We start from the raw sequence: 26,982 nt of genomic DNA on the forward strand, positions 1-26,982 counted from the left end.
GATAATTAGAAATTAATGATAAACAGGGAGGGATATCAGTGAAAGGCATGAGTCGATGAATGACTGCATGCCGATAACATGTGACAGGTTACGGCACCAGAGCCAGCACCTCAGCTACCCACTGCTGGAAGCCTTTTACATTCAGATCCAATGCCACCTGTACATTGGCTGGTTTGCCCAGGCAACCGTCGATATCAACCACCGTCGTGCCAGAGGTAAATTCGCCCTGCGTTTCCACTGCCACAAAACACGGCTTGAGAGTGAACAGGTCCGGGCGCACCAGCCAGGCGATGGCGCAGAGATCGTGCATTCGCAGACCGCTTTGCATACTGCCGCTACGGTAGTGGCTAAACAGGGCGTGGAGCATTTTTCCGGTGCGATTCAACTCCGGCAAAGTAGCGAGATAGTCAGGGGTTAATATTGCCTGATTGGTGACATCCAGACCGCACATGACAATTTCGATTCCGCTACGGAAGACACAGGCAGCCGCTTCTGGATCGGCAGCGATATTAAACTCGGCATTTGGTGTACAGTTACCGCGACCAGCAGAACCACCCATGATCACCAGACGACGAATATACGGTTTACATTCCGGGCATTGTGAAAATAACAGCGCAATATTGGTTAACGGGCCGATGGCTACCAGAGTAACAGGCTCAGGCGCACGCATCAGGGCATCACGAATCGCCAGAAATGCGGGTTTGTCCAGTGGGCTTCTGTTGTGCTCGACAAAGTCGTAGCCAGCCATTCCCGATTCACCGTGCACAGATGCTGCATTACGCGGTGCGCGTACCAGCGGCACAGCGGCTCCCTGGGCGAGCGGAATCTCCGCATTCCAGAAATGCAGCAGTTGCAGGGCGTTGCGGGTGGTTTTCTCAACCGAGACATTACCCGCGACGGTGGTCATCAGTTGCAGGTCGAGTTCGGGGGCAAAAATCGCGGCAGCAATGGCGACGGCATCGTCAATGCCGGGGTCAGTATCGAGGAAGATAGGTAAACGCATGTTTTCTCCATAAAAAATGCCGGTAACAAGACCGGCATTTTCGCATAACTTAGGCTGCTAATGACTTAATCGACTTCACGAATATCGACACGCAGCTCTTTCGGCACTTCGAAAACAATGTTTTCTTCACGGCCTTCCAGCGGAATGGCTTCACCACCGCCCAGCTGTTGCAAACGTGCCACCACATTCTGCACCAGAATATCCGGAGCCGAAGCGCCCGCAGTGACGCCGACGCATTTAACCTCTTTCACCCACTCTTCCTGGATATCTTTCGCATCGTCAATCAAAAACGCGCGTTTGCCCATACGCTGGGCCAGCTCCGCCAGACGGTTGGAGTTGGAGGAGTTTTTCGAACCGACCACCAGCACCACTTCCGCCTGTTCTGCCAGGGCGCGTACTGCTTCCTGACGGTTAGTCGTGGCGTAGCAGATGTCATCTTTGCGCGGACCGACAATTTTCGGGAAGCGTTTACGCAGCGCGTCGATCACATCAGACGTGTCATCCACCGACAGCGTGGTTTGGGTCATAAAGGAGAGTTTCTCTTCGTTTTTAACTGTCAGTTTCCACACATCGTCTGGCGATTCGACCAGATACATTCCCCCTTCCGGGTTGCTGTACTGACCCATCGTCCCTTCCACTTCCGGGTGCCCGGCGTGACCGATAAGAATAGATTCTTCGCCACGACGGCTGGCGCGGGCGACTTCCATATGCACTTTGGTCACCAGCGGACAGGTGGCGTCGAATACCGTCAAATCACGGCTTTTCGCTTCGTTACGTACCGCCTGAGAAACACCGTGTGCGGAGAAAATCAGGATCGCGCCGTCCGGTACTTCGCTAATCTGCTCAATAAAGATAGCCCCACGCTCGCGCAGGCTATCGACCACGTAGCGGTTATGCACCACTTCGTGACGGACATATATCGGTGCGCCGTAAATGGCCAGCGCGTTTTCAACAATGCTGATAGCGCGGTCTACCCCGGCACAAAAACCACGCGGGTTGGCCAACAGGATCTGCATGTTACGCCTCCAGTGCCGGATCGATTTCCAGCACTTCAATATCAAAATGAACGGTCTGCCCGGCCAGCGGATGGTTGAAATCAACGGTAATGGAGTCGCCGTTAATTTCGCGGATCACGCCAGGCATCTCACTGCCATCCATTGCGGTAAAAAGCATTATTGCGCCAATTTCTGGCTCGCCTGCATCCATAAACTCACGGCGTGAGAAGTACTGAATCAGATCCGGTGACGGCACGCCAAACGCCGCATCTGGCTCCAGCGAGAAGGTGGTTTTATCGCCCACTTTCAGCCCCAGCAAGTGTTGCTCCAGCCCTTCAGAAAGAGAAGCATCACCCAGGCGGAACAGCGCCGGTTTACCGTTGTTGCGGGTAGACTCGGCGGTGGTGCCATCGTCGAGTTTTAGCGTGAAGTGCACCAGGACGGCGCTATTGCTCTGTACAGATTCAGACATGCAGGTTTGCTCTTATATTTTGAGGATTTTTGCCGGATGCGGCCTACGATTTCGTAGCAATCTGTAGGCCGCATCCGGCAGGGTTTATTATTGTTTTTTCGCTTTAGAAGGTAAAAAACCTTCCAGCACAATCAGTGCCGCACCGACACAGATGGCAGTATCGGCAAGGTTGAAGGTGGCGAAGTGCCAGTCGCCGACGTAGAAGTCGATCATATCGACAACGAAGCCGTGCCACAGGCGGTCGAACAGGTTGCCCAGTGCGCCGCCAATAATCAGCGCGTAAGCGATATTGTTTAGCTTCTGCGTGACCTTCGAGCGATACATCATCACTGCCAGGATCACGCTAATACCAATCGCAATACCGGCAAAGAACCAACGCTGCCAGCCGCCGCTATCGGCAAGGAAACTAAACGCCGCGCCATAGTTACGCGCATAATGCAGATTAAGCGACGGGAACAGCGGGACCGTATCCCCCAGAGCAAAGTTCTGGAGGATCAGGTATTTGCTGCCCAGATCGATAATCAGCACGACTACCACCAGCCACAGCCAGCGTAGCCCTGTTGAACAGATCGATTGACTCATCAGGCAAACTTACGTTTTTCACCGTCACCGGCGACGTTGCTGACACAGCGGCCGCAGATTTCTGCGTGTTCCGCCACCTTGCCGACATCCTGGGTGTAGTGCCAGCAGCGTGGGCACTTCTCACCTTCGGCTTTACTCAACGCGACTTTCAGGCCTTTGAGTACTTCGCTCTGCTGAGCATCAGCAGGTGCGTCGTTATAGTCTGCAACGGTAGCGCCGGAGGTCAACAGGACAAATCGTAATTCATCGCCCAGCGCGGTCAGTTTCGCCGCCAGTTCCGGTTCTGCATACAAGGTTACTGCCGCTTCCAGCGAGCCACCCACTTTCTTGTCGGCACGCGCTTGCTCAATAACTTTGTTCACTTCGCCACGCACTTTCAACAGCTCGTCCCAGAACGCATCGTTCATCGCTTCACTGTCTGCCAGACCAAACAGGCCTTCGTACCACTCGCCGGTGAAGACGTATTTTTCACGTTCACCCGGCAGGTAGCCCCACACTTCATCAGCGGTGAAGGAGAGGATTGGTGCCATCCAGCGCACCAGCGCTTCCGCGATGTGATACAGCGCTGTCTGGCAGCTACGACGCGCCACACTGTCCGCTTTGGCGGTGTACTGACGGTCTTTGATGATGTCGAGGTAGAAGGAACCCATCTCAACGGAGCAGAAGCGCATCAGACGCTGTACCACTTCGTGGAAATCGTATGCTTCGTACGCCTTGAGGATGTCTTCCTGTGCCGCTTTCGCACAACCTACGGCCCAGCGATCCAGTACCACCATCTCTTCCGGTTTCACCATATCTTTTGCCGGATCAAAACCGTTCAGGTTTGCCAGCAGGAAGCGCGCGGTGTTACGGATACGACGATAGCTGTCGGCAGCACGTTTCAGGATCTCGTCAGAAACGGCCATTTCACCGGTGTAGTCAGTTGATGCCACCCACAGACGCAGAATATCCGCGCCCAGTTTGTTCATCACATCCTGCGGCGAAACGGTGTTGCCGATGGATTTAGACATCTTGCGGCCCTGACCATCCACGGTAAAGCCGTGGGTCAGTACCTGACGATACGGTGCTTTGCCCTTCATCGCGGTAGAGATCATCAGAGAGGACATGAACCAGCCACGGTGCTGGTCTGAACCTTCCAGATACATGTCCGCAGCGTGACCGGCAAATTCCGGACGCACGTCAACAACGGAAGAGTGGGTAGATCCGGAGTCAAACCATACATCCAGCGTATCCGGCACTTTCACGTACTGATCAGCTTCGTCGCCGAGGAGCTCTTTCGCATCGAGATCCCACCACGCCTGGATGCCGTCAACTTCAACGCGTTTAGCCACTTCTTCCATCAGTTCGAGGGTACGCGGATGCAGCTCTTCCGTGTCTTTATGCACGAACAGTGACATCGGTACGCCCCAGGTGCGCTGACGGGAGATACACCAGTCAGGACGGTTAGCAACCATCGACTCGATACGCGCCTGGCCCCAGTCCGGGATCCACTGCACGCCTTTGATCTCTTTCAGTGACTGCGCACGCAGACCTTTCTGATCCATGCTGACGAACCACTGCGGCGTCGCGCGGAAGATGATCGGCGTTTTGTGACGCCAGCAGCACGGATAGCTGTGCTGCATTTTCTCAACGTGCAACAGCGCGCCTTTTTCCTGCAGCAGCGCAACAACGATGTCGTTCGCTTTGAAAACGTTCACGCCATCCAGCGTCGGGTAAGTACCCGGCAGATAAGTGCCGTCCGGGCCAACCGGGTTAGCGGTTTCCAGGCCGTATTTCTGACCGATCACATAGTCGTCCGGGCCGTGGCCAGGCGCGGTGTGAACGGCACCGGTACCGGCATCCAGGGTAACGTGATCGCCGAGGATTGCCGGAACGTCGAAGCCCATAAACGGATGGGTAAAGCGCAGCAGCTCAAGCTCCGCACCTTTTACCGTGCCGAGAATGGTGTAATCGGTCACGCCGATACGCTGCATTACGCTTTCAACCAGATCTTTCGCCAGAATCACGGCCTGACCGTCGATCTGCACCAGCGCATAGTCGAAATCAGGTGCAATAGAGATTGCGCGGTTCGCAGGCAGAGTCCACGGCGTAGTGGTCCAGATCACCAGCGAGATTGGGCCGTTAACGTTGCTTACGGCAAATTTTGCTTTCAGCGCATCCTGATCGACCGCCTGGAAAGCAACGTCGATGGACGGAGAAGTTTTGTCGTAATACTCAACTTCCGCTTCCGCCAGCGCAGAACGGCAGTCAACGCACCAGTGTACCGGCTTCGCGCCTTTGTGCAGGTGACCGTTGCCGATGATTTTGCCCAGCGCGCGGATGATATTGGCTTCAGTTTTGAAGTCCATGGTCAGGTACGGGTGGGACCAGTCACCCAGCACGCCCAGACGGATAAAGTCTTTGCGCTGACCGTCAACCTGGGTCGCAGCGTATTCGCGGCACTTGGCGCGGAACTCAGCGGCGGTGAATTTCTCCCCCGGCTTACCGTATTCTTGCTCTACTTTCAGTTCGATTGGCAGACCATGACAGTCCCAGCCAGGCACATACGGCGAGTCATAACCGGAAAGCCCTTTGGACTTCACGATAATGTCTTTCAGAATCTTGTTAACCGAGTGACCAATATGAATGCTGCCATTCGCATAAGGAGGGCCATCATGCAGAATGAAGGTTTTTTTGCCTTTTTTAGCCGCACGGATGATGCCGTACAGATCATCATCAGTCCAACGCGCCAGCATTCCCGGTTCGCGCTTGGCGAGATCGCCACGCATCGGGAACCCTGTTTCCGGCAAATTCAGGGTTGATTTATAGTCACTCATCAGATTCTCGGTTCCGTGTTTCGGTTTGATTACATAACAGGCTTAAGCCGGTTTTGTTAGCCCAAAAAATTCGCGGGCGGTTAATTCATCACGCGCAATCTGCGCTTTCAGTTCGTCCAGCGACGCAAATCGCTGCTCATTGCGTATTTTTTTACGCAGCACTACTTGTATATGGCGACCGTAAAGGTCCATTGCAACATCTAACAAATGCACTTCCAGCTGCTGGCGAATACCGGCAACCGTTGGGCGTGTTCCGATGTTTGCCACGCCGGGTAACGGCTTTTCACCGAGGCCCAGCACTTCTACCGCATAAACCCCTTTCACCGGGGAAACCTGACGGCGCAGCGGTACATTCGCCGTCGGGAAACCTATAGTGCGCCCTAATTCATCACCGTGGACTACACGCCCGGAGATGGCAAACGGGTGCCCCAGTAAACTTTCTGCCAGAGCCAGATTGTCATCCGCCAGCGCCTGACGCACGGCGGTGCTGCTGATACGCACGCCACCTTCGCAAAAAGTTTGCGTACTGGTGATATCGAAACCGTATTCCATGCCAGCTTTCTGTAATAACAAGAAATCGCCTTCACGACCAGCGCCAAAGCGGAAATCATCACCTACGGCAAGAAATTTTACGCGCAAATGCTTCACCAGAAGATCGCTGATGAAATTTTGCGCGGTTAACGCCGCGAAACGCCTGTCGAAACGTACGCACAGCACGTAATCAACGCCACACCCTGCAAGGTAACGCAGTTTTTCCCGCAGCCGGGTCAGTCGTGCCGGGGCTTTATCGGTTGCAAACAGTTCCAGTGGTTGAGGTTCAAAAAGCATCACCATCACCGGTAAGTTGCGCTTGCGCCCTTCTTCCTGCAAGCCCTGTAACAGCGCGCGATGACCGCGATGCACGCCGTCGAAATTACCAATAGTCAGCACACACCCTTCTTGCGGGGCCTGGCTGAGATTATGTATGCCGCGTATCAGCTTCATGTCTGGCTCAAAACAGTGAAAATCGTCCGAGTATACCTTGTACAGCGGTCAAGGTTAACCGGCGATTGAGTACCGAAATCAGAAAGAAGTGGCTTTTCATTGCCATGGCGCAAATCACGGGAAGAAACTGACCACCTGCTGCAATTTTTATCGCGGAAAAGCTGTATTCACACCCCGCAAGCTGGTAGAATCCTGCGCCATCACTACGTAACGAGTGCCGGCACATTAACGGCGCTTATTTGCACAAATCCATTGACAAAAGAAGGCTAAAAGGGCATATTCCTCGGCCTTTGAATTGTCCATATAGAACACATTTGGGAGTTGGACCTTGGCTAATATCAAATCAGCTAAGAAGCGCGCCATTCAGTCTGAAAAGGCTCGTAAGCACAACGCAAGCCGTCGCTCTATGATGCGTACTTTCATCAAGAAAGTATACGCAGCTATCGAAGCTGGCGACAAAGCTGCTGCACAGAAAGCATTTAACGAAATGCAACCGATCGTGGACCGTCAGGCTGCTAAAGGTCTGATCCACAAAAACAAAGCTGCACGTCATAAGGCTAACCTGACTGCACAGATCAACAAGCTGGCTTAATCGCCAATTTGCTGAAGCTTTGTGAAAAAGCCCGCGCAAGCGGGTTTTTTTATACCTGCTGCTTTGTGATGTGTGAGAAAACACACTGCCGGTTGCCAGATAGTCAAAAGATGCTGGTTCTTGCAGACATGCAGTTACACTCTCTGAACTCTTCGTGACTTAAAAATCGTAGAATCATCGGTTGATACATTCTGAATAAGAATATCTACTCAATCTTCAGACTCCCCCTACACAGAATGTGGAGATTGTGATACACATTGAGGTATTAAACTTAAGACCACTCTATTTTTGAATTAAATTCCTATACACTTTAACCATTCATAAATATCTCCTTATTAGACCTTGTAAATTATTAACAGCAATCAACACAGGTTATCTACCTATTTATATTGTACTTCTTAAAATTAATGAGCGATTTTTGATAGTAGTCACATTCACTCATAAATTAAATTAATAAAAATTCATCAACTTCAAGGACTGATAATGACAGATGGTATCTCAACTTCGCCACATTGTCTTTATAAATCAAATATAGCAGATGATGTAATAATAAATAAAACAAGACAAAATGAGTTAGTAAAAGTGTTTTGCGAGTATAAAACAGAGTTCTTAATTTTGTTTGATGACTTTTTTAGAAGCCAGGATTTGCCTAAACCATCTCCAGTCCTTCATCATTTTTTTCAATATACTCATCTAAGAGATGCGCATTTTTATAGATGTAAACTCATAGAACATACAGTTCAATTTTCTTTTTTTAAACACAAAGATATCACATTACTTAGATTGGATGTTTTTGATGACAGAACAAGCGAATGTCTTTCTGAAGAGATTAAGATATATCAAGAATGCCATGAAAAATTCATTAAGTTTTTAAAGGTAAACTTCAGCCAGGAAATATACCCACAGCTATATACTCCTGAAATATTTTATGAGGCCTGCAGAAACCTCCAGTCATTTTATGATCATCAGGAGACGTCACAAAACGCTAATTACAGTGCAATAGACAAGAAAAAAAGTTATTTTAATAAGGAAATCAAAAATCTAATTAAAAAGAATATTTATCCTGAGCTATACAATGAACAATGCTTGAAAATCCCCGCCTCATCGACAGATGATAACCAGGAAATAACATGGCGGAATTTTAAAACTAGCAATGCGGCATATTCACAACTATGTGAAAAATTATCTTTATTTAAAAGCGTGCCCAGTCGGTTAATAGAAAAATCAGCTTACTGCTCAATTGAAAACATGATCACCAATAAATTTGATGTTGTCTTTTCTTACTGCGGAGATGATATAAAGGAATTTATACTTTTATTACCTTATAATAAATCACTGGAGATGTATGAACTTAACGAGCAAAAGATCCAGTATTTGATTACCCATAATATTAATATAAATAAACTATTGCTATCAAATATAACAATAGAAAAGAGCAATCTTTCATATGGGTATTATTTTGGTTGTGTATTATCCAATATATCATGTTTTGAAAGCGACTTATCAAACACCATCTTTTCGAATGGAGAAATAAATAATCTCTTCATTAAAAAAAGCAACATATTTGGAACATCGTTCACTAATACCAGGATAAAAAATTTGCGCTGTGAAGATATTATGCCTGGTCGATGGAACACTCAACTTGTCAATAAGCACTTAGGTTACAGATACACAGGAGTATTCAAAACCCTGGCAAGTATTGATGACAAACCGTCCCGTTTCGAAATTTTGATACCATTGATACAAACTTTAGTTCGCGACAATGTAAAGCTAAATAATGATGTGTATAAAGAACTTAATAATTTTATGCTCGATTACGACAAAACATCCTCAGAAATGAGAAAATACCTTAAAAGCATCAACGAGTGTATGTTCCTTATGAAAAACATAGTTCATCAAGATTAAAACACTCCCAAAAGAAGTAATTTCAGAATGAAATTATCTGTGATGATTATTAATTCACTGCAGAGAAACAAAAAATAATCTGAAGCATGATCTTAAACATCCCACTCTGTCACTCTAATGATGGCACCTTGCTCTTCTTATAAAGAAGGGAATAATTAAGAATATTAAATTTTCAAAGTTTCATCAACTTCACATCAAGAAATTAAAAAATTTAAACATTAATCTAAATAATAACAACCTGATCACATAATCGGGTTTGACAACGAGTGACCTTCCATACCAGTTAATTAAGGATGATTTATGAAAAAGTATATTATTCCCTTCGTTGCGACAACGTTGATGTTTAGCGCAACAACCTTCGCCAAGGATGTCGATCAAGGAACGCTAACCATTAGAGGAGAAGTTGTTGATACAACGTGTTACTTTGTTAATGGTGATTCGACAACAGATATCGTTGTCGAAGATGTTGTAACCAGTGCAATGAATCAACTTATCAATAATGAAATCTATACTTTAAAAACCGGTTCAACCTCTCATGACTTAGAAATTCAGTGTGACGGCAATACAGCCCCAAGTATCGAAGTGCTAGCATCAGAGTTTGATGCTAATAACTTTACGCTGAATAAAGGAACTGCTGAGAACATTGGCTTTGCCATTTTCCTCGATGATGGAACTTTGACCAGAATGAGACCGGGGTTAAAAACACCGCTGAAAGATAATGGCTCTGGTCAATATTTTCTTAATTTAAGTGCACAATATGCCCGCACAAGTGGCAATCCTGTTACAAAAGGCTCCGTAGAGTCAACCGTAACGATTAAAATCAGTGCAGATTAACGTTTTTTGCCGGTAGCTCTGCTACCGGTATTATTTACGGAGTGATTACGTGAGAATAATAACAGCATTACTGATGTCATTTTTTATTTTACCTGTTCATGCCGGTGTGGTCATCTATGGTACGCGCATTATTTATCCGGAAAAAAGCAGAGAAGTTCTCGTACAGTTAATGAATCAAAGTAAAAATGCCTCTTTGATTCAGGCATGGATCGATGATGGGAACACCACTATCGCGCCAGAAAAAATTCAGGTCCCATTTATTCTCACACCGCCAGTAAGTCGTGTAGCAGGTGGTTCCGGCCAACAACTTAAAATAAGAAAAATGCCAAACAATTTGCCTCACAATAAAGAAAGTTTATTTTATCTAAATGTTCTGGATATCCCTCCAAACAACCCACAAAATGCAGGAAAAAACAAAATTAAGCTTGCATTGCAAAACCGTATAAAGTTACTTTGGCGTCCAAGCGGAATCGCTCCAGTAGATAAAAAAAGCTTTTCTCAATTAAATATCAAAAAGAAAAATAACGCCATCTCAATAAACAACGAAACAGCCAACTGGATAACGATTACAACTATCAAAGCACAAAACGTGAAAGTTAATAATGAAAGTATCTTACTACCTCCATTTTCGAACAACGACATTACATTAAAAAATAACCACGCATCAGAATATGAACTAACGGTAGTTGATGATTACGGGAATAACATCCATAGTAACATCGCCGCAAGATAACAGGAAAAAGTCATGTTAAGGACGACACGATGGGTCGCTGCTATTATTTTTTTGTATTCTTTTCCGGGTTATGCTGAAGAAACTTTTGATACGCACTTCATGATTGGCGGCATGAGAGGAGAAAAAGTTTCCGAATATCGTTTCGATAATAAACAACCGCTTCCAGGAAACTACGAACTTGATTTTTATGTAAATCACCAGTGGCGTGGGAAAAAAGATATCACGATCCCAGAGTCACCAGCCAAACCATGTCTGCCTAAGGTGCTGCTAACCACACTGGGGGTAAAGACCGATAACCTCAATACAGAAGATAATTGTATTTTACTGGATGAAGCGGTTCATGGTGGACAATATCAGTGGGATATCAGTGAACACCGACTAAATTTAACAGTACCACAGGCGTATATCAATGAACTTGAAAGAGGCTACGTTCCCCCAGAAAGTTGGGATCGCGGCATTGATGCTTTTTATACCTCCTATAATTTAAGTCAGTATCGCTCTTATGACAGCAATAATAACAGTAATACAGCCAGTTATGGCCGGTTTAACAGCGGATTAAATTTATTTAGTTGGCAGTTACACTCTGATGCCAGTTATAGCAAACCTGATGATATGAAAGGCAAATGGCAAAGTAATGCTCTTTACCTGGAACGTGGCTGGTCGCAAATATTAAGCACAGTTCAGATAGGAGAAAATTACACATCCTCACTCATATTCGACTCTCTGCGATTTAGCGGAATACGCTTATTTCGCGATATGCAAATGCTACCTGATTCTATGCAAAGCTTTACACCTTTAGTACAAGGTGTTGCGCAAAGTAACGCCTTGATAACGGTTTCGCAAAATGGCTATACCATTTACCAAAAAGAGGTTCCCCCAGGACCATTTACTATCGCAGATTTGCAACTTTCGGGCAGCGGCTCTGATCTCGATGTCAGCATTAAGGAAGCAGATGGTAGTGTTCGTTCCTTTTTGGTGCCCTACTCTTCCGTGCCCAATATGCTGCAACCTGGTGTTTCAAATTTCGATTTTATCGCCGGACGCAGTCAGATATATGGTGTCAAGAATCAGGAGGACTTTCTCGAGGCAAATTATATATATGGCCTCAACAATCTTTTGACACTTTATGGCGGTACGATTTTATCCGATAACTATAATGCTATAACTCTGGGAAATGGTTGGAATACACCGCTGGGAGCAATCTCTTTTGATGCTACCCGATCGAGTAGTGAGTTAAATAATGATACCAGACACGAAGGTACGAGCTATCAGGTCGCCTATAATAAATATCTATTGCAAACGGCTACTCACTTTAGCGTGGCCGCCTGGCGTTATGCTTCGCAGGATTACAGGACATTCAGCGACCATCTTTACGAAAATGATAAAATAAATCATCAGAGTGACTATGACGATTTTTATGATATTGGCAGAAAAAATAGCCTTTCTGCCAATATCATGCAACCTTTATCCAATAATCTGGGAAATGTATCATTAAGTGCGCTTTGGCGGAATTACTGGGGGCGAAGTGGAAATGCTAAAGATTACCAATTCAGTTATTCCAATAGCTGGCAACGCATCAGTTATACTTTCTCTGCCAGCCAATCCTATGATGAAAACGACAAAGAAGAGGAGCGTTTTAATCTGTTTATCTCCATTCCTTTCTACTGGGGGGATGATATTGCCAAAACACGTCACCAAATTAACTTATCGAATTCGACCTCATTTTCCAAAGATGGCTATTCCTCCAACAATACTGGAATTACTGGCATAGCCGGTGAACATGATCAGTTAAATTATGGTATATATGTTAATCAGCAACAACAAAATAATGATACCTCGCTTGGTACGAATTTAAGCTGGAGAACTCCCATCGCCACAATAGATGGCAGCTATAGCCATTCTAAAAACGCCTGGCAAAGTGGTGGAAGTATTAGTAGTGGATTAGTTGTCTGGCCCGGTGGTATTAATATAACTAACCAGTTATCCGATACATTTGCAATTCTGGATGCGCCTGGGTTAGAAGGCGCGCATATTAATGGACAAAAATACAACCGAACAAACAGCAAAGGCCAGGTTGTTTACGACCTGATGATACCTCATCGTGAAAACCATCTGGTACTTGATATAGCAAACAGTGAAAGTGAAACAGAATTGCAGGGCAATCGTCAAATTATTGCGCCTTACCGTGGAGCAGTTTCTTATGTGCAGTTTACAACTGACCAACGTAAGCCCTGGTATATACAGGCACTGCGTACCGATGGTTCGCCATTAACCTTTGGCTATGACGTACTGGATCTCCAGGAAAACAATATTGGAGTCGTTGGCCAGGGTAGTCGCCTTTTTATTCGCGTAGATGAAATTCCCACTGCCATAAAAGTTGCTCTCAATGATGAACAGAACTTATTCTGTACTATTACTTTTCAACACGTTATCGATGAAAACAAAACATATATATGCCAGTAAAAGGAGTTTACTATGAAGTGGCTTTTATTAATCACCTTAAGTCTATATTCTTTTATTGTGCAAAGTGCTCCCTGTGCAGTGACTAATGTCGGTGAACAACGTGGAACATATATACTCAAGCCACTGAGTATGAAAGGTAATCTAACTGCCGAGAAAATTGAAAACACCGGGAATATCATTGAGTGTGCAGACTTGCAAGAGACGACCAACGCCATTAAAGTTCATTTTTTAACACAGAACGCTTTAAGGTTTAAAGTCGGAAGTCGTCATTACATTATTAATTTCCCCTTTGAATCTGACGGTAAAAAAATAGAGCTTCCAGGGAAGTTATCTTATAATTTAGAAGAAATGCTATCTGCGATAAATTTCACCATTCCATATTCTATCGCATCTGTACAAGATAGTTCTGACACCGCAGATATTTTTCCAGGAACTCCTTTTCCTTTGCTGTTCGAAATTGAAGTGAGTTCATGCACAGGGAATAATACTAATTGTAATAGCGTCCGCTTTAATTTTAATTTAAATACTATTTTACAGGTAAATTTAATGACCTGTGGTTTTGAAGATCAATCCATCGACACTGGACGATTTGTACTGTCTCGTATCAATAATGAAAATTATCAGTTTCATCATATAAGATTTGACTGTATCCAGGGTGAGCAAGGTGAATTAGTTTTTGAACCCAGTGATGTTGAATATTACTTTGAGCCAGTGACGATACAGGATTCAGGAACCAGCATATTAAAAAATGAGTTAGAAAACAGTGAGGACGGTGCGGGTCAAATAGGCTTTCAACTCTCCAATGATGGTACGAATGAAATGCAGTATGGTAAAAGCAATTACTACTCTTTTCAGCATCCCCATGAAGGAAGTAATCAGATTCCTCTATTTATTCGCCCGCGTACATATGGAAACAATGTCTCAAGCGGGCAAATAATGAGCCGAGTCAAAATCGTGGTAATGTACAACTAATCTATCTCCCCCACCTTAACTTTGGGGGAGCTGCCGATTAACGTGCCGCTGGGCTAAAAAGCGCAGAATAATCCGTATTGCAGATTCGCTGTACCGCCGGGTGCTGAATCATCCGCTCAGCAAAAATAGCATGGTACTCTTCCATCACATTTTCGACGCGACCAATTTCTACGACAGTTTTATCGGCATAAAAGTCATATGCATAAAGCGTTGGGGCAACGAAGATTGCATTGTGCATCGCACCAAAAGCTTTCATCAACGCGGCATCATCAAACTCGCCGAGGATTTCTACGTTTAATCCCTGGGAGTTAAACCAGTTAAGCAATTTGCGCCCTAACATTGAACGTCGCCCAGGAATCAAAAGCCGCCGTTCTTCCAGACAAGCCGGGAACGGTTTTTCCGGTGGTGGATTTGTACACCAGAAACTCACGCCACATTCGCCAATTCTCACGGAGAACAGGCCTTCCTGCTGCGTAGAATCTATCGGACAGTCGGAAATGATCATATCCAGTTTATGCTGGCTTAATTGTTCCAGCAGCATTTCGTGGGTGGATTCGAAGCAGCGAAGATGAATGGGCTCGCCTTCTACCACTGCGGCGTTAAGTACGCTACTGACCAGGCGTTTGGAAAGTGCATCAGCCACGCCAACGTCAAACAATAAATTGGATTCTTTGCGATAGTTCACGATATCCAGCATTTCCTGGCTTAAGGTGAACATTTTATCGGCATAGCGATAGACCAGCTCTCCCAGCTCGCTGGGTTCGAGACCACGTCCCTTGCGCTTAAATAATTTTCCTTGCAGGCGCTCTTCCAGCGCCCGAATCTGTCCGGTAATGGTTTGTGGTGTCAAATAAAGCGCCTCCGCTGCGCCAACCACGGAACCTTCTTTATAGACATGCCAGAAGTAATACAAGTGGTTGTAATTGATATGAGACATGCTCATTTCTCTCCCTGATAACAATGAAAAGGGAGCCGTTTATGGCTCCCCGGTAAACCGTCCTGTCAAACTGATGGACGCAAACGAACGCGTAACCAGCTGTATCCAATTACCGCCGAAGAGATAGAACCGACCAGGATACCGAGTTTCGCCCAGTTAATCAGTTCTGGATCTACGCTACCAAAGGCCAGGCTGGCAATAAAGATAGACATAGTAAAACCGATACCGCACAGGATCCCCACCGCCATAATTTGCTGATAAGTCGTTCCCTCAGGCAGATGCGCCAGTTTCAAACGCAGCGCCAACCAGCAGAACAGACTAATCCCCAGCGGTTTGCCAATCAGCAAGCCAGCGATGATCCCCAATGGCAGAATGGAGGTCAAGCCATCCAGCGTGACGCCTTGCAGTGAAACGCCAGCATTAGCAAATGCAAACAGCGGTAAAATCAGATACGCCACCCACGGGTGCAATACATGCTCCAGTCGCTTCGCTGGAGAACGCCCATGCTTCTCTTTCAAAGGAATAAAGAAGCCGACAATTACCCCCGCCAGGGTTGCGTGAACCCCCGATTTCAACACCGCAGTCCACAACACCACGCCAACCAGAATATAGACGCCCGTGCGGCGTACACCACACAGATTCAATACCGCGAGTACCGCAATTGCTACAGCCGCGACACCAAGAGAGGCCATCGATAAGTCATTAGTGTAGAACAATGCGATGATAATGATGGCCCCAAGATCGTCGATAATAGCCAGAGCCATCAAAAAGATCTTCAGGGCTAACGGAACACGACTTCCCAACAGCGCCAGCACACCAAGTGCAAAAGCAATGTCAGTAGCCGCCGGGATCGCCCACCCTTCGCGGGTAATCGGATCGGCATAGTTAAAGGCCAGATAGAGCAATGCCGGCACAATCATCCCACCAATAGCGGCGATAACTGGAAATGCGGCCTGGCGTAAGCTGGCTAGCGATCCTTGCATCAGTTCACGTTTAACTTCCAGACCGACTAACAGGAAAAATACCGCCATCAGCGCGTCATTTATCCATAACAGCATGTTTTTGTTGATTTCGAGTGAACCAACCCGGAGCTGAACCGGCGTCTCCAGAAAGTCGTGATACCATCCACTGGTTGCGCCGCTGTTGGCCATAATCATCGCCAGAATAGCGGCAATGATAAGAATAATGCCTCCCGAGGCATCACTGCTAAAGAATCGATGCAGATGTTTCACTTTTTATTTCTCTTTCAGGTGAATAGATCGTTTTTACTATTTTACCCCGCACGAATCATCGTTAAAATCAGATTATAGTGTAGGAATAATTCGTTTTTTACGAGCCATTGAAGGATTTGCGCCATCAGCGGTGAGATGAGTTTTTGACGGCTGTAAGCGCTGACGAGTGACCCTAAGCCCTGATAATCATAGCTTAAGGTGAGGATTCCTGAGGGATTAATTAGGAAAAGTAATAATTAATTTGTTGTCAGTCGGCGATGTTTGTTAGGCCAATACTTCAAAAATAATCCAGTTTGTCGTCAATAATTGCGATGAAGAGATAAATTAAAGTTAAATAATTAAATCATTAAAAAATTACGCCATAAAAATGCGAGGCGTCTTCAGGATTAGAATCGATAAAACAGAATGGGTTAAAGAGAGCGATATAATAGCGGCGGGTGCTTGAGGCTGTCTGTCTCAGGCATTAGCTGAACGGCAGATAGAGAAAAGCCCCGAGTGATATTTTACTATCAACCCGAGGCCCCCTATATGCAGAACACATGTAGAGTGCCTCTTACTGACCGTAAGGTCAAGGAGAAGAGAGCAATGAAGCAGCATAAGGCGATGATTGTCGCCCTGATCGTCATCTGTATCACCGCCGTAGTGGCGGCGCTGGTAACGAGAAAAGACCTCTGTGAGGTTCACATCCGAACTGGCCAGACGGAGGTTGCTGTTTTCACGGCTTACGAATCCGAGTAAGAGCAACGGCGGGGAGTGATCCCCGCCACTTTACAGGTGCTCGCATATCTTCAACGCACCCTATTTTTACCCAGGCCTGCCCACGGGCAGGCTTTTGGGGAGCTTAGCGAGTCAGGTCGTCAAAAAACTTCTTCACACCATCAAAGAAGCTCTTTGAACGCGGGCTGTTGTGCTCACCGGTTGGGCCACCGAAGCTTTCCTGCAGCTCTTGTAGCAGCTGTTTCTGCTTCTCGTTCAGACCTACCGGTGTTTCGACGACAACGCGGCACAGCAAATCACCCTGTGCGCCACCGCGGACAGACTTGACGCCTTTACCGCGCATACGGAACAGCTTACCGGTCTGGGTTTCACCAGGCACTTTCAGTTTGACGCGACCATCAAGGGTCGGTACTTCGATTTCGCCACCCAGCGCCGCCATAGCGAAGTTGATCGGGACTTCGCAATAGAGGTTGTTGCCTTCACGCTCGAAAATCGGGTGCTGTTTAACCTGAACCTGAACGTACAGATCGCCTGCCGGTGCGCCATGCTCGCCCGCTTCACCTTCGCCCGCAAGACGGATGCGGTCTCCAGTGTCCACCCCTGCCGGGATTTTAACGGACAGCGTTTTGCTGCGCTCAACACGACCATGACCATGACATTTGTTGCACGGATCTTTGATCAGCGTACCCCGGCCCTGACAGTGTGGACAGGTCTGCTGCACGGCAAAGAAACCCTGGCGCATCTGCACCTGACCAGAACCATGACAGGTCGGACAGGTCTGCGGCTGTGTACCTGGTTTTGCACCGCTACCGTGGCAAACGTCACACTCTTCCAAAGTCGGAATGCGGATCTCTTTGGTCACGCCACGTACAGCTTCTTCGAGGGTGAGCTCCATGTTATAGCGTAAATCAGCACCGCGCGCCGCACGTTGACGACCACGTCCGCCGCCAAAAATATCGCCGAAAACGTCACCAAAAATATCGCTGAAGTCTGCGCCGCCGCCAAAACCGCCGCCGCCCATGCCACCTTGCTCAAACGCAGCATGACCATACTGATCGTATGCCGCACGTTTTTGCGAGTCGGTCAGAACTTCATAAGCTTCCTTGATCTCTTTAAATTTCGCCTCGGCCTCTTTGTCACCCTGGTTACGGTCCGGGTGGTATTTCATGGCCAGGCGTTTGTAGGCCTTTTTGATTTCACGCTCTTCCGCTGTTTTGGAAACGCCTAAAATCTCGTAATAATCTTGCTTAGCCATCTTTTTTAAATTGCCCCTAGATGAATGCACGGGCGGAGAGGAAATTCCCCTTCGCCCGTGTCAGTATAATTACCCGTTTATAGGGCGATTATTTTTTGTCTTTGACTTCTTCAAATTCAGCGTCGACAACATCGTCATCTTTCGCGTTGTTTGCAGAAGCATCAGCACCGGCAGTCTGCTGCTGGGCATGTTGCTGCTGGGCGATTTCCATCAGTTTCTGGGAAACCTGTGCCAGTTCCTGCATTTTCGCTTCGATAGCGGCTTTGTCTTCACCTTTCAGAGCAGTTTCCAGTGCAGTCAGTGCAGACTCGATAGCAGTTTTGTCGTCAGCCGGCAGTTTGTCGCCCGCTTCTTCAACCTGCTTACGGGTGCTGTGCAGCAGATGGTCGCCCTGGTTGCGAGTCTGTACCAGCTCTTCAAACTTACGGTCAGCTTCGGCGTTAGCTTCTGCGTCGCGTACCATTTTCTGAATTTCATCTTCGTTCAGACCAGAAGAAGCCTTGATGGTGATCTTCTGCTCTTTACCGCTGTTTTTATCTTTCGCGGAAACGTGCAGGATACCGTCAGCATCGATATCGAAGGTAACTTCGATCTGCGGCATGCCGCGCGGTGCCGGGTTGATACCATCCAGGTTGAACTGACCCAGAGATTTGTTATCAGCTGCACGTTTACGTTCACCCTGCAGCACATGGATGGTTACCGCAGACTGGTTGTCTTCAGCGGTAGAGAACACCTGGCTGTGCTTAGTCGGGATAGTGGTGTTTTTCGCGATCAGCGTCGTCATCACACCGCCCATGGTTTCGATACCCAGAGACAGCGGGGTAACGTCCAGCAGCAGTACGTCTTTCACGTCACCAGTCAGAACACCACCCTGAACAGCAGCACCGATTGCTACAGCTTCGTCCGGGTTAACGTCTTTACGCGGCTCTTTACCAAAGAACTCAGCAACTTTCTTCTGAACCATTGGCATACGAGTCTGACCACCAACGAGGATAACGTCGTCGATATCAGATACGGACAGGCCAGCGTCCTGCAGTGCAACTTTCAGCGGCTCAATGGAACGGTTTACCAGATCTTCAACCAGGCTTTCCAGTTTCGCACGAGTCACTTTGATGTTCATGTGTTTCGGACCGGTCGCGTCTGCAGTGATGTACGGCAGGTTAACGTCGGTCTGCTGAGCGGAAGACAGTTCGATTTTCGCTTTTTCTGCCGCTTCTTTCAGGCGCTGCATTGCCAGCGGATCGTTGCGCAGGTCAATGCCCTGATCTTTCTTGAATTCTTCAACCAGGTAGTTGATCAGACGGCTGTCGAAGTCTTCACCACCCAGGTGGGTATCACCGTTGGTAGCCAGAACTTCGAAGGTTTTTTCGCCGTCAACTTCGTCGATTTCGATAATAGAAATATCGAAAGTACCACCACCCAGGTCATAAACCGCGATAGTACGGTTGCCAGTACCTTTGTCCAGACCGTAAGCCAGCGCAGCTGCGGTCGGTTCGTTGATGATACGTTTTACTTCCAGACCAGCGATACGGCCTGCGTCTTTGGTTGCCTGACGCTGAGCATCGTTAAAGTATGCCGGTACGGTAATAACAGCTTCAGTTACCGGTTCACCCAGGTAATCTTCAGCGGTTTTCTTCATTTTTTTCAGCACTTCAGCAGAGATCTGCGGCGGTGCCATTTTCTGGCCTTTAACTTCGACCCATGCGTCACCGTTATCAGCAGCAATAATTTTGAACGGCATGATGGAAACATCACGCTGTACTTCTTCGTCCTGGAAGCGGCGGCCAATCAGGCGTTTAATCGCAAACAGGGTGTTTTGCGGGTTCGTCACTGCCTGACGTTTAGCCGGCTGACCAACCAGAGTTTCACCATCCTGGGTATAGGCAATGATAGAAGGCGTGGTGCGATCGCCTTCGGCGTTCTCCAGTACACGAGGAGTGGTGCCATCCATAATCGCTACACAAGAGTTGGTAGTACCCAGGTCGATACCAATTATTTTACCCATCTAAACGTCTCCACTATATATTCGGTCATCATGTGGTTGTGAGTCTGTAATAGGGGCGAAACGTCTGGTTTCAACTGCCCAATTTCATTTTTTTGCAGACTCACTCACTGCGGTTGACTACTAAATGGGGTCGTAACCCACGTCATCAAGGGGGAGATGCAAAAATTTTTTGTGCTTTTGCGCAGAAATTTCGCGATATGCCAGAACAAGACATGAAACTGACAGCAATTTTATTCATATAGAGAATGAATGGCAGTCAAGACATTCATAGAAAAATTGTAATAAAAAGAAAATATTACGTACCTGAATCTTCTCTTTATCAGCAGTAAACTAGTGGGTATTCATCCCCTACCTCTCCCCACTAAGAGAATCCTTATGAAATCCGTTTTTACGCTTTCCGCTAGCCTGGCGATTAGCCTGCTGCTGTGCTGCACGGCGCAGGCAAACAACCATAAAATCCTCGGCGTCATTGCGATGCCGCGTAACGAAACCAACGATCTGGCGCTGAAACTTCCTGTTTGTCGCATTGTTAAACGTATTCAACTCACTGCCGACCATGGCGATTTACAGTTAAGTGGTGCATCGGTTTATTTCAAAGCCGCCCGTAGCGCCAGTCAGAGCCTGAATATTCCTTCAGAAATAAAAGAAGGGCAAACCACTGACTGGATCAACATCAACAGCGATAACGACAATAAACGCTGCGTCTCAAAAATCACCTTTTCCGGCCATACGGTGAACTCATCGGATATGGCCACGCTGAAAATTATCGGCGACGACTAACGCCAGAATATAGAAGCCACAAAAAATGAATGTTAATTACCTGAATGATTCAGATCTGGATTTTCTCCAGCATTGTAGTGAGGAACAATTGGCAAATTTCGCCCGGCTGCTCACCCATAATGAAAAAGGCAAAACTCGCCTCTCCAGCGTACTGATGCGCAACGAACTGTTTAAATCGATGGAAGGACATCCCGAGCAACACCGCCGCAACTGGCAGCTGATTGCCGGAGAATTACAACATTTTGGTGGCGATAGTATCGCCAACAAATTGCGCGGACACGGTAAATTGTATCGGGCCATTTTGCTCGATGTTTCAAAGCGATTGAAGCTGAAAGCCGACAAAGAGATGTCTACGTTTGAAATTGAGCAACAGTTACTGGAACAATTTCTGCGTAATACCTGGAAGAAAATGGACGAGGAACATAAGCAGGAGTTTCTGCACGCGGTCGATGCCAGGGTGAATGAGCTGGAAGAGCTGCTGCCGCTGCTGATGAAAGACAAATTATTGGCAAAAGGCGTGTCGCATTTGCTTTCCAGCCAATTGACCCGCATTTTACGCACCCACGCAGCAATGAGCGTACTTGGGCATGGTTTGCTGCGCGGCGCGGGGCTGGGAGGCCCTGTAGGCGCGGCACTAAATGGGGTTAAAGCGGTCAGCGGCAGCGCCTATCGCGTGACGATTCCAGCCGTACTGCAAATCGCCTGCCTGCGCCGGATGGTTAGTGCCACTCAGGTCTGATACCGGAAACCGGGGAAAATTTTCATTTTCCCCTCAAAAGATCGTAGACACTGCCCCACTGGCTGATTATTATGCCGCGCCCTGAAAACACTACAGTTATTCAGGGAAATTATTTCACCATTCATTCGATGATGATTTTTGAGGAATTATGGGCAACACTAAGTTGGCTAATCCGGCACCGCTGGGCCTGATGGGCTTCGGCATGACCACCATTCTGCTTAACCTGCACAACGTGGGTTATTTCGCTCTGGACGGTATTATTCTTGCCATGGGCATTTTCTACGGCGGTATCGCGCAAATTTTTGCTGGTCTGCTGGAGTACAAAAAAGGCAACACTTTCGGTTTAACCGCATTCACCTCTTACGGTTCTTTCTGGCTGACGCTGGTTGCGATTCTGCTGATGCCGAAACTGGGTCTGACCGATGCGCCAAATGCACAGTTCCTTGGTGTCTACCTGGGTCTGTGGGGCGTATTTACGCTGTTTATGTTCTTCGGCACGCTGAAAGGCGCACGCGTTCTGCAATTCGTTTTCTTTAGCCTGACCGTGCTGTTTGCCCTGCTGGCGATCGGTAACATTGTCGGTAATGCCGCGATCATCCACTTTGCCGGCTGGATTGGTCTGATCTGCGGTGCCAGCGCAATCTATCTGGCGATGGGTGAAGTGCTGAACGAGCAGTTTGGTCGCACCGTTCTGCCGATTGGTGAATCGCACTAATTGTTTTGAGATCCCCCCGCTCGGGGGGATTGTTTTATTCGCTAACTTCGCGTCTTGCACTCTTCGGTCTGAATGCAGCAACCACTTCCGGTGCCGTTTCAACGTATGGCCCTTCCAGCAACTGAATGCAGTACGGTACGCTGGCAAAAATACCGTGCACCACAACGTTACCCTCAGCGTCCTTTACACCTTCCAGCGTCTCTTTAATAGACTTCGGCTGACCGGGTAAGTTAAGGATCAGCGCCTGTTTGCGAATCACACCCACCTGACGCGAAAGGATCGCAGTTGGTACAAAATGCAGGCTGATCTGGCGCATCTGTTCACCAAAGCCTGGCATCTCGCGGTCCGCTACTGCCAGCGTCGCATCGGGCGTTACGTCACGACGCGCCGGGCCAGTTCCGCCCGTGGTGAGCACCAGATGGCAACTCATTTCATCCACCAGCTCACACAACGTTTGCTCGATGATCGCCTGCTCGTCGGGGATTAAGCGGGTTTCCAGTTCAAACGGCGTGGTTAGCGCCGATGTCAGCCATTCTTCCAACGCAGGGATGCCTTTATCCTGATAAACGCCGCTGGATGCGCGATCAGAGATGGAAACTAAGCCAATACGTAAAGTATTCATCAAGATTTTTCCGTTTAAACAGTCTCGTTAAACAGAATGATACACTGCTAAGGGAGTGACAGACAGGCTTCAGAAGAGGTAGCGTGACCGACTTCTCGGTCACGCTAAGAATGATTACAGCAGATCGCCGATCATTTTTTCCAGTTTTTCCTGGTCAACAGCAAACTTACGGATACCTTCCGCCAGTTTATCTACTGCCATTGGATCCTGGTTATGCTGCCACAGGAACTCGGACTCAGTGATACGCGCCGGACGCGCTTTCACTTCGCCGGTGTAAGACAGTTTACGTTCGATAGCCCCTTCGCTCTCAGCCAGCTCTTTCAGCAGTGCCGGTGCGATGGTCAGACGGTCGCAACCTGCCAGTTCCAGAATTTCGCCGATGTTACGGAAGCTTGCGCCCATAACCACGGTTTCATAACCGTGCTCTTTGTAGTACTGGTAGATTTCAGATACAGAAACCACGCCCGGATCTTCTGCCGGAGCGTACTCTTTCTTGTCGGTATTCGCTTTGTACCAGTCAAGAATACGGCCAACAAACGGCGAGATCAGGAACACGCCCGCTTCCGCACAAGCACGAGCCTGAGCGAAGGAGAACAGCAGTGTCAGGTTACAGTTAATACCTTCTTTTTCCAGCTGTTCTGCAGCACGGATACCCTGCCAGGTAGAAGCCAGTTTGATCAGAATACGATCGTTGCTAATCCCTGCATCGTTGTAGAGTTTGATCAGGCGTTTTGCTTTCGCAATTGACGCTTCGGTGTCATAGGAAAGACGCGCATCAACTTCAGTTGAGATACGGCCCGGAACCAGTTTCAGGATTTCCAGACCAATATTTACTGCCAGTTTGTCGGTCGCGTCCACGATCTGCTGCGCGCGATCGTTGCTCTGCTGTTTCGCCCAGGCGACAGCATCATCAATCAACTTACGGTATTCCGGAATCTGCGCTGCGTTAAGAATGAGAGAAGGGTTGGTTGTGGCATCCTGCGGTTGATACAGCTTCATTGCCGCGATGTCCCCAGTGTCGGCCACTACGGTGGTGTACTGACGAAGGGAGGTCAATTTGTCCGTCATGATAGTATTTCTCTTTAAACAGCTTGTTAGGGGGATGTAACCGGTCTGCCCTGATGATATCACGACGCAACGTCAGCGCAACCGCCGACAAGACGGTTATCGCCAGGCGAGACTGTTTCGGATTTCTGACACTGCGTTGATATCGCCCGCCATTTTTATACAAAACCTCATGTATGCTACGCAGAAGTTATCAAGTACCTCGTAGCGTATATACTTCTTAAACAATTGGTAACGTTTACACAGGAAAGTCATCGCGACCGGCAATAAGAGGGATATGCATGCCAGATTTTTTCTCCTTTATTAACAGCGTCCTTTGGGGATCGGTAATGATTTACCTGCTCTTCGGCGCAGGTTGTTGGTTCACTTTTCGCACCGGATTTGTGCAGTTTCGCTACATCCGCCAGTTTGGCAAAAGTCTTAAAAATAGCATTCATCCACAGCCAGGCGGTTTAACCTCATTTCAATCATTGTGTACCAGTCTTGCGGCGCGCGTGGGTAGCGGCAACCTGGCTGGCGTTGCGCTGGCTATTACCGCCGGTGGACCAGGTGCCGTCTTCTGGATGTGGGTTGCCGCGTTTATCGGCATGGCGACCTCGTTTGCCGAATGTTCCCTTGCACAACTTTATAAAGAACGTGACGTTAATGGGCAGTTTCGTGGCGGACCGGCATGGTATATGGCGCGCGGGCTGGGGATGCGCTGGATGGGCGTTCTGTTCGCCCTCTTTTTGCTCATCGCCTACGGCATAATTTTCAGCGGAGTTCAGGCGAACGCCGTTGCCCGAGCCCTGAGTTTTTCTTTTGATTTTCCCCCGCTGGTGACAGGCATTATTCTTGCTGTCTTTGCTCTGCTGGCAATCACTCGCGGTCTTCATGGCGTCGCCCGGCTCATGCAAGGGTTTGTCCCGTTGATGGCGATAATCTGGGTACTGACCAGCCTGGTAATTTGCGTAATGAATATCGGGCAACTTCCCCACGTCATTTGGTCTATTTTTGAGAGTGCTTTTGGCTGGCAGGAAGCGGCAGGCGGCGCGGCGGGATATACCTTAAGCCAGGCGATTACTAACGGTTTTCAGCGCAGTATGTTTTCCAATGAGGCGGGAATGGGGTCGACGCCAAACGCGGCAGCGGCGGCTGCGTCCTGGCCTCCGCATCCCGCAGCGCAAGGAATTGTCCAGATGATTGGCATTTTTATCGACACCCTAGTCATCTGTACGGCAAGCGCCATGCTGATATTACTGGCGGGTAACGGCACAACCTACATGCCACTGGAAGGTATTCAGCTTATCCAGAAGGCGATGCGGGTGTTAATGGGTTCCTGGGGTGCGGAGTTTGTTACCCTCGTGGTTATTCTGTTTGCCTTCAGCTCCATCGTTGCCAACTACATTTATGCCGAAAACAATCTCTTCTTCTTACGCCTGAACACCCCTAAAGCGATCTGGTGTCTGCGAATCTGCACCTTCGCAACGGTCATCGGCGGCACCTTGCTAAGTCTTCCGCTGATGTGGCAACTGGCAGATATCATAATGGCCTGCATGGCTATTACCAATTTGACCGCCATATTACTGCTCTCGCCTGTGGTTCATACCATTGCCAGTGATTATCTACGCCAGCGTAAACTCGGCGTGCGCCCGGTGTTTGATCCGTTGCGTTATCCGGATATCGGTCGCCAGCTTTCTCCGGACGCGTGGGATGATGTTTCGCAGGAGTAATCACAACTATCGATCAACTCATTCTCTTTTTTTGCTAAAGTCGGCATAAATTTCCTGCAAGGACTGGATATGCTGATTCTTATTTCACCTGCGAAAACGCTTGATTACCAAAGCCCGTTGCCCACCACGCGCTATACGCTGCCGGAGCTGTTAGACAATTCCCAGCAGTTGATCCATGAAGCGCGGAAACTGACGCCTCCGCAGATTAGCACGCTGATGCGCATCAGCGACAAACTGGCGGGTATCAACGCCGCTCGCTTTCATGACTGGCAGCCAGATTTCACGCCGGAGAATGCCCGCCAGGCGATTCTGGCATTTAAAGGTGATGTCTACACCGGCTTGCAGGCCGAAACCTTCAGCGAAGACGATTTCGATTTTGCCCAACAGCATTTGCGAATGCTTTCCGGCTTGTATGGCGTACTCCGCCCGCTCGATTTAATGCAGCCTTATCGTCTGGAAATGGGGATACGTCTTGAGAATGCCCGAGGGAAAGATCTGTATCAATTCTGGGGAGATATCATCACCAACAAGCTGAACGAGGCGCTCGCAGCACAAGGCGATAATGTGGTGATAAATCTGGCGTCAGATGAGTATTTTAAATCGGTGAAGCCGAAGAAATTGAATGCCGAGATTATCAAGCCGGTGTTCCTCGATGAGAAGAACGGCAAATTTAAGATCATCAGCTTCTACGCTAAGAAAGCACGCGGTCTGATGAGTCGTTTCATTATTGAAAATCGGCTGACCAAACCAGAGCAACTGACTGGTTTTAATAGCGAAGGTTACTTCTTTGATGAAGCTTCCTCCAGCAATGGCGAACTGGTGTTTAAACGCTACGAGCAGCGTTAAGTTTGT

At 47.9% G+C, this 26,982-nt stretch carries 25 protein-coding genes; 12 read left to right on the plus strand and 13 right to left on the minus strand.

Features of this window, described 5'->3' with window-relative positions; all coding sequences use genetic code 11:
* Window positions 1-88: 88 nt before the first annotated feature.
* The 7 genes from rihC to ACK8NJ_RS19745 all read right to left on the minus strand — a co-directional run bounded on the left by rihC (window position 89) and on the right by ACK8NJ_RS19745 (window position 7,078).
* Complete coding sequence (gene rihC / locus ACK8NJ_RS19715) at window positions 89-1,003, minus strand: ribonucleoside hydrolase RihC (RefSeq protein ID WP_411961888.1); 915 nt, start codon at window positions 1,001-1,003, stop codon at window positions 89-91.
* A 65-nt stretch (window positions 1,004-1,068) separates the two neighbouring features.
* The gene (gene ispH / locus ACK8NJ_RS19720) at window positions 1,069-2,019 is read right to left on the minus strand and encodes a 4-hydroxy-3-methylbut-2-enyl diphosphate reductase (RefSeq protein WP_001166395.1); all 951 of its coding nucleotides are present in this window, start codon (window positions 2,017-2,019) and stop codon (window positions 1,069-1,071) included.
* A gap of 1 nt (window position 2,020) precedes the next feature.
* The gene (gene fkpB, locus ACK8NJ_RS19725) at window positions 2,021-2,470 is read right to left on the minus strand and encodes an FKBP-type peptidyl-prolyl cis-trans isomerase (RefSeq protein ID WP_000004655.1); all 450 of its coding nucleotides are present in this window, start codon (window positions 2,468-2,470) and stop codon (window positions 2,021-2,023) included.
* 87 nt (window positions 2,471-2,557) lie between these two features.
* Window positions 2,558-3,052: a signal peptidase II gene (gene lspA, locus ACK8NJ_RS19730; RefSeq protein ID WP_250264098.1), complete on the minus strand. Its 495-nt coding sequence runs from the start codon at window positions 3,050-3,052 to the stop codon at window positions 2,558-2,560.
* Entirely contained in the window at window positions 3,052-5,868 is a 2,817-nt protein-coding gene (gene ileS / locus ACK8NJ_RS19735) for an isoleucine--tRNA ligase (RefSeq protein WP_001286871.1), read from the minus strand. The genes lspA and ileS overlap by 1 nt, the downstream gene beginning before the upstream one ends.
* Window positions 5,869-5,910: 42 nt before the next feature.
* Complete coding sequence (ribF, locus tag ACK8NJ_RS19740) at window positions 5,911-6,852, minus strand: bifunctional riboflavin kinase/FAD synthetase (RefSeq protein WP_411961889.1); 942 nt, start codon at window positions 6,850-6,852, stop codon at window positions 5,911-5,913.
* A 7-nt stretch (window positions 6,853-6,859) separates the two neighbouring features.
* Window positions 6,860-7,078, minus strand: coding sequence for a DUF2575 family protein (locus ACK8NJ_RS19745; protein WP_001300728.1), 219 nt, complete (start codon window positions 7,076-7,078; stop codon window positions 6,860-6,862).
* A 102-nt stretch (window positions 7,079-7,180) separates the two neighbouring features.
* Here ACK8NJ_RS19745 and rpsT point away from each other — a divergent pair, with 102 nt between their 5' ends.
* From rpsT to ACK8NJ_RS19775, 6 genes are all read left to right on the plus strand, one after another.
* On the plus strand, window positions 7,181-7,444 hold the full coding sequence (rpsT, locus tag ACK8NJ_RS19750) for a 30S ribosomal protein S20 (protein ID WP_001274021.1): 264 nt from the start codon (window positions 7,181-7,183) through the stop codon (window positions 7,442-7,444).
* 483 nt (window positions 7,445-7,927) lie between these two features.
* Window positions 7,928-9,349: a type III secretion system effector EspX1 gene (gene espX1, locus ACK8NJ_RS19755; protein ID WP_411961890.1), complete on the plus strand. Its 1,422-nt coding sequence runs from the start codon at window positions 7,928-7,930 to the stop codon at window positions 9,347-9,349.
* Between the two features lie 300 nt (window positions 9,350-9,649).
* On the plus strand, window positions 9,650-10,183 hold the full coding sequence (locus tag ACK8NJ_RS19760) for a fimbrial protein (RefSeq protein WP_000759929.1): 534 nt from the start codon (window positions 9,650-9,652) through the stop codon (window positions 10,181-10,183).
* Between the two features lie 49 nt (window positions 10,184-10,232).
* Window positions 10,233-10,916 (plus strand): fimbria/pilus periplasmic chaperone, encoded by a 684-nt coding sequence (locus tag ACK8NJ_RS19765; protein ID WP_012602160.1) that lies wholly within the window; start codon window positions 10,233-10,235, stop codon window positions 10,914-10,916.
* A 12-nt stretch (window positions 10,917-10,928) separates the two neighbouring features.
* Window positions 10,929-13,379 (plus strand): fimbrial biogenesis outer membrane usher protein, encoded by a 2,451-nt coding sequence (locus ACK8NJ_RS19770; protein WP_411961891.1) that lies wholly within the window; start codon window positions 10,929-10,931, stop codon window positions 13,377-13,379.
* Window positions 13,380-13,391: 12 nt separating this feature from the next.
* Entirely contained in the window at window positions 13,392-14,351 is a 960-nt protein-coding gene (locus tag ACK8NJ_RS19775; RefSeq protein ID WP_328117001.1) for a fimbrial family protein, read from the plus strand.
* A 37-nt stretch (window positions 14,352-14,388) separates the two neighbouring features.
* Here ACK8NJ_RS19775 and nhaR read toward each other — a convergent pair whose 3' ends face one another.
* Together nhaR and nhaA are read right to left on the minus strand one after the other, a co-directional pair.
* On the minus strand, window positions 14,389-15,288 hold the full coding sequence (gene nhaR / locus ACK8NJ_RS19780; RefSeq protein WP_001300855.1) for a transcriptional activator NhaR: 900 nt from the start codon (window positions 15,286-15,288) through the stop codon (window positions 14,389-14,391).
* 65 nt (window positions 15,289-15,353) lie between these two features.
* Window positions 15,354-16,520, minus strand: a complete 1,167-nt coding sequence (gene nhaA / locus ACK8NJ_RS19785; RefSeq protein ID WP_000681360.1) for a Na+/H+ antiporter NhaA — start codon at window positions 16,518-16,520, stop codon at window positions 15,354-15,356.
* Window positions 16,521-17,105: 585 nt separating this feature from the next.
* On the opposite strand from nhaA, the gene mokC reads away from it, so the two are divergent.
* Window positions 17,106-17,258: a type I toxin-antitoxin system toxin MokC gene (mokC, locus tag ACK8NJ_RS19790; RefSeq protein WP_000809168.1), complete on the plus strand. Its 153-nt coding sequence runs from the start codon at window positions 17,106-17,108 to the stop codon at window positions 17,256-17,258.
* Window positions 17,259-17,361: 103 nt separating this feature from the next.
* On the opposite strand, the gene dnaJ is transcribed toward mokC, so the two are convergent.
* Both dnaJ and dnaK read right to left on the minus strand, forming a co-directional pair.
* Entirely contained in the window at window positions 17,362-18,492 is a 1,131-nt protein-coding gene (dnaJ, locus tag ACK8NJ_RS19795; RefSeq protein ID WP_001118464.1) for a molecular chaperone DnaJ, read from the minus strand.
* A gap of 88 nt (window positions 18,493-18,580) precedes the next feature.
* Window positions 18,581-20,497, minus strand: a complete 1,917-nt coding sequence (dnaK, locus tag ACK8NJ_RS19800) for a molecular chaperone DnaK (RefSeq protein ID WP_000516135.1) — start codon at window positions 20,495-20,497, stop codon at window positions 18,581-18,583.
* Window positions 20,498-20,872: 375 nt separating this feature from the next.
* Here dnaK and ACK8NJ_RS19805 point away from each other — a divergent pair, with 375 nt between their 5' ends.
* The 3 genes from ACK8NJ_RS19805 to satP all read left to right on the plus strand — a co-directional run bounded on the left by ACK8NJ_RS19805 (window position 20,873) and on the right by satP (window position 22,731).
* Window positions 20,873-21,277, plus strand: coding sequence for a DUF2541 family protein (locus ACK8NJ_RS19805; RefSeq protein ID WP_000843579.1), 405 nt, complete (start codon window positions 20,873-20,875; stop codon window positions 21,275-21,277).
* Window positions 21,278-21,302: 25 nt separating this feature from the next.
* On the plus strand, window positions 21,303-22,016 hold the full coding sequence (msyB, locus tag ACK8NJ_RS19810; protein WP_001102367.1) for an acidic protein MsyB: 714 nt from the start codon (window positions 21,303-21,305) through the stop codon (window positions 22,014-22,016).
* 148 nt (window positions 22,017-22,164) lie between these two features.
* Entirely contained in the window at window positions 22,165-22,731 is a 567-nt protein-coding gene (gene satP, locus ACK8NJ_RS19815) for an acetate uptake transporter (protein WP_000528541.1), read from the plus strand.
* A gap of 34 nt (window positions 22,732-22,765) precedes the next feature.
* Here the strand turns inward: satP and mog are convergent, their stop codons facing one another.
* Window positions 22,766-23,353 (minus strand): molybdopterin adenylyltransferase, encoded by a 588-nt coding sequence (mog, locus tag ACK8NJ_RS19820; protein ID WP_001094685.1) that lies wholly within the window; start codon window positions 23,351-23,353, stop codon window positions 22,766-22,768.
* Between the two features lie 114 nt (window positions 23,354-23,467).
* Window positions 23,468-24,421: a transaldolase gene (tal, locus tag ACK8NJ_RS19825; protein WP_000130187.1), complete on the minus strand. Its 954-nt coding sequence runs from the start codon at window positions 24,419-24,421 to the stop codon at window positions 23,468-23,470.
* A 278-nt stretch (window positions 24,422-24,699) separates the two neighbouring features.
* Between tal and ACK8NJ_RS19830 the strand changes: the two genes are divergently transcribed.
* Together ACK8NJ_RS19830 and yaaA are read left to right on the plus strand one after the other, a co-directional pair.
* Window positions 24,700-26,130 (plus strand): alanine/glycine:cation symporter family protein, encoded by a 1,431-nt coding sequence (locus tag ACK8NJ_RS19830; RefSeq protein ID WP_407228089.1) that lies wholly within the window; start codon window positions 24,700-24,702, stop codon window positions 26,128-26,130.
* A gap of 69 nt (window positions 26,131-26,199) precedes the next feature.
* Window positions 26,200-26,976, plus strand: coding sequence for a peroxide stress protein YaaA (gene yaaA, locus ACK8NJ_RS19835; RefSeq protein WP_000906178.1), 777 nt, complete (start codon window positions 26,200-26,202; stop codon window positions 26,974-26,976).
* Window positions 26,977-26,982: the final 6 nt, after the last annotated feature.

Source organism: Escherichia sp. F1, from assembly GCF_046764225.1.
GTDB classification, from domain to species: domain Bacteria; phylum Pseudomonadota; class Gammaproteobacteria; order Enterobacterales; family Enterobacteriaceae; genus Escherichia; species Escherichia coli.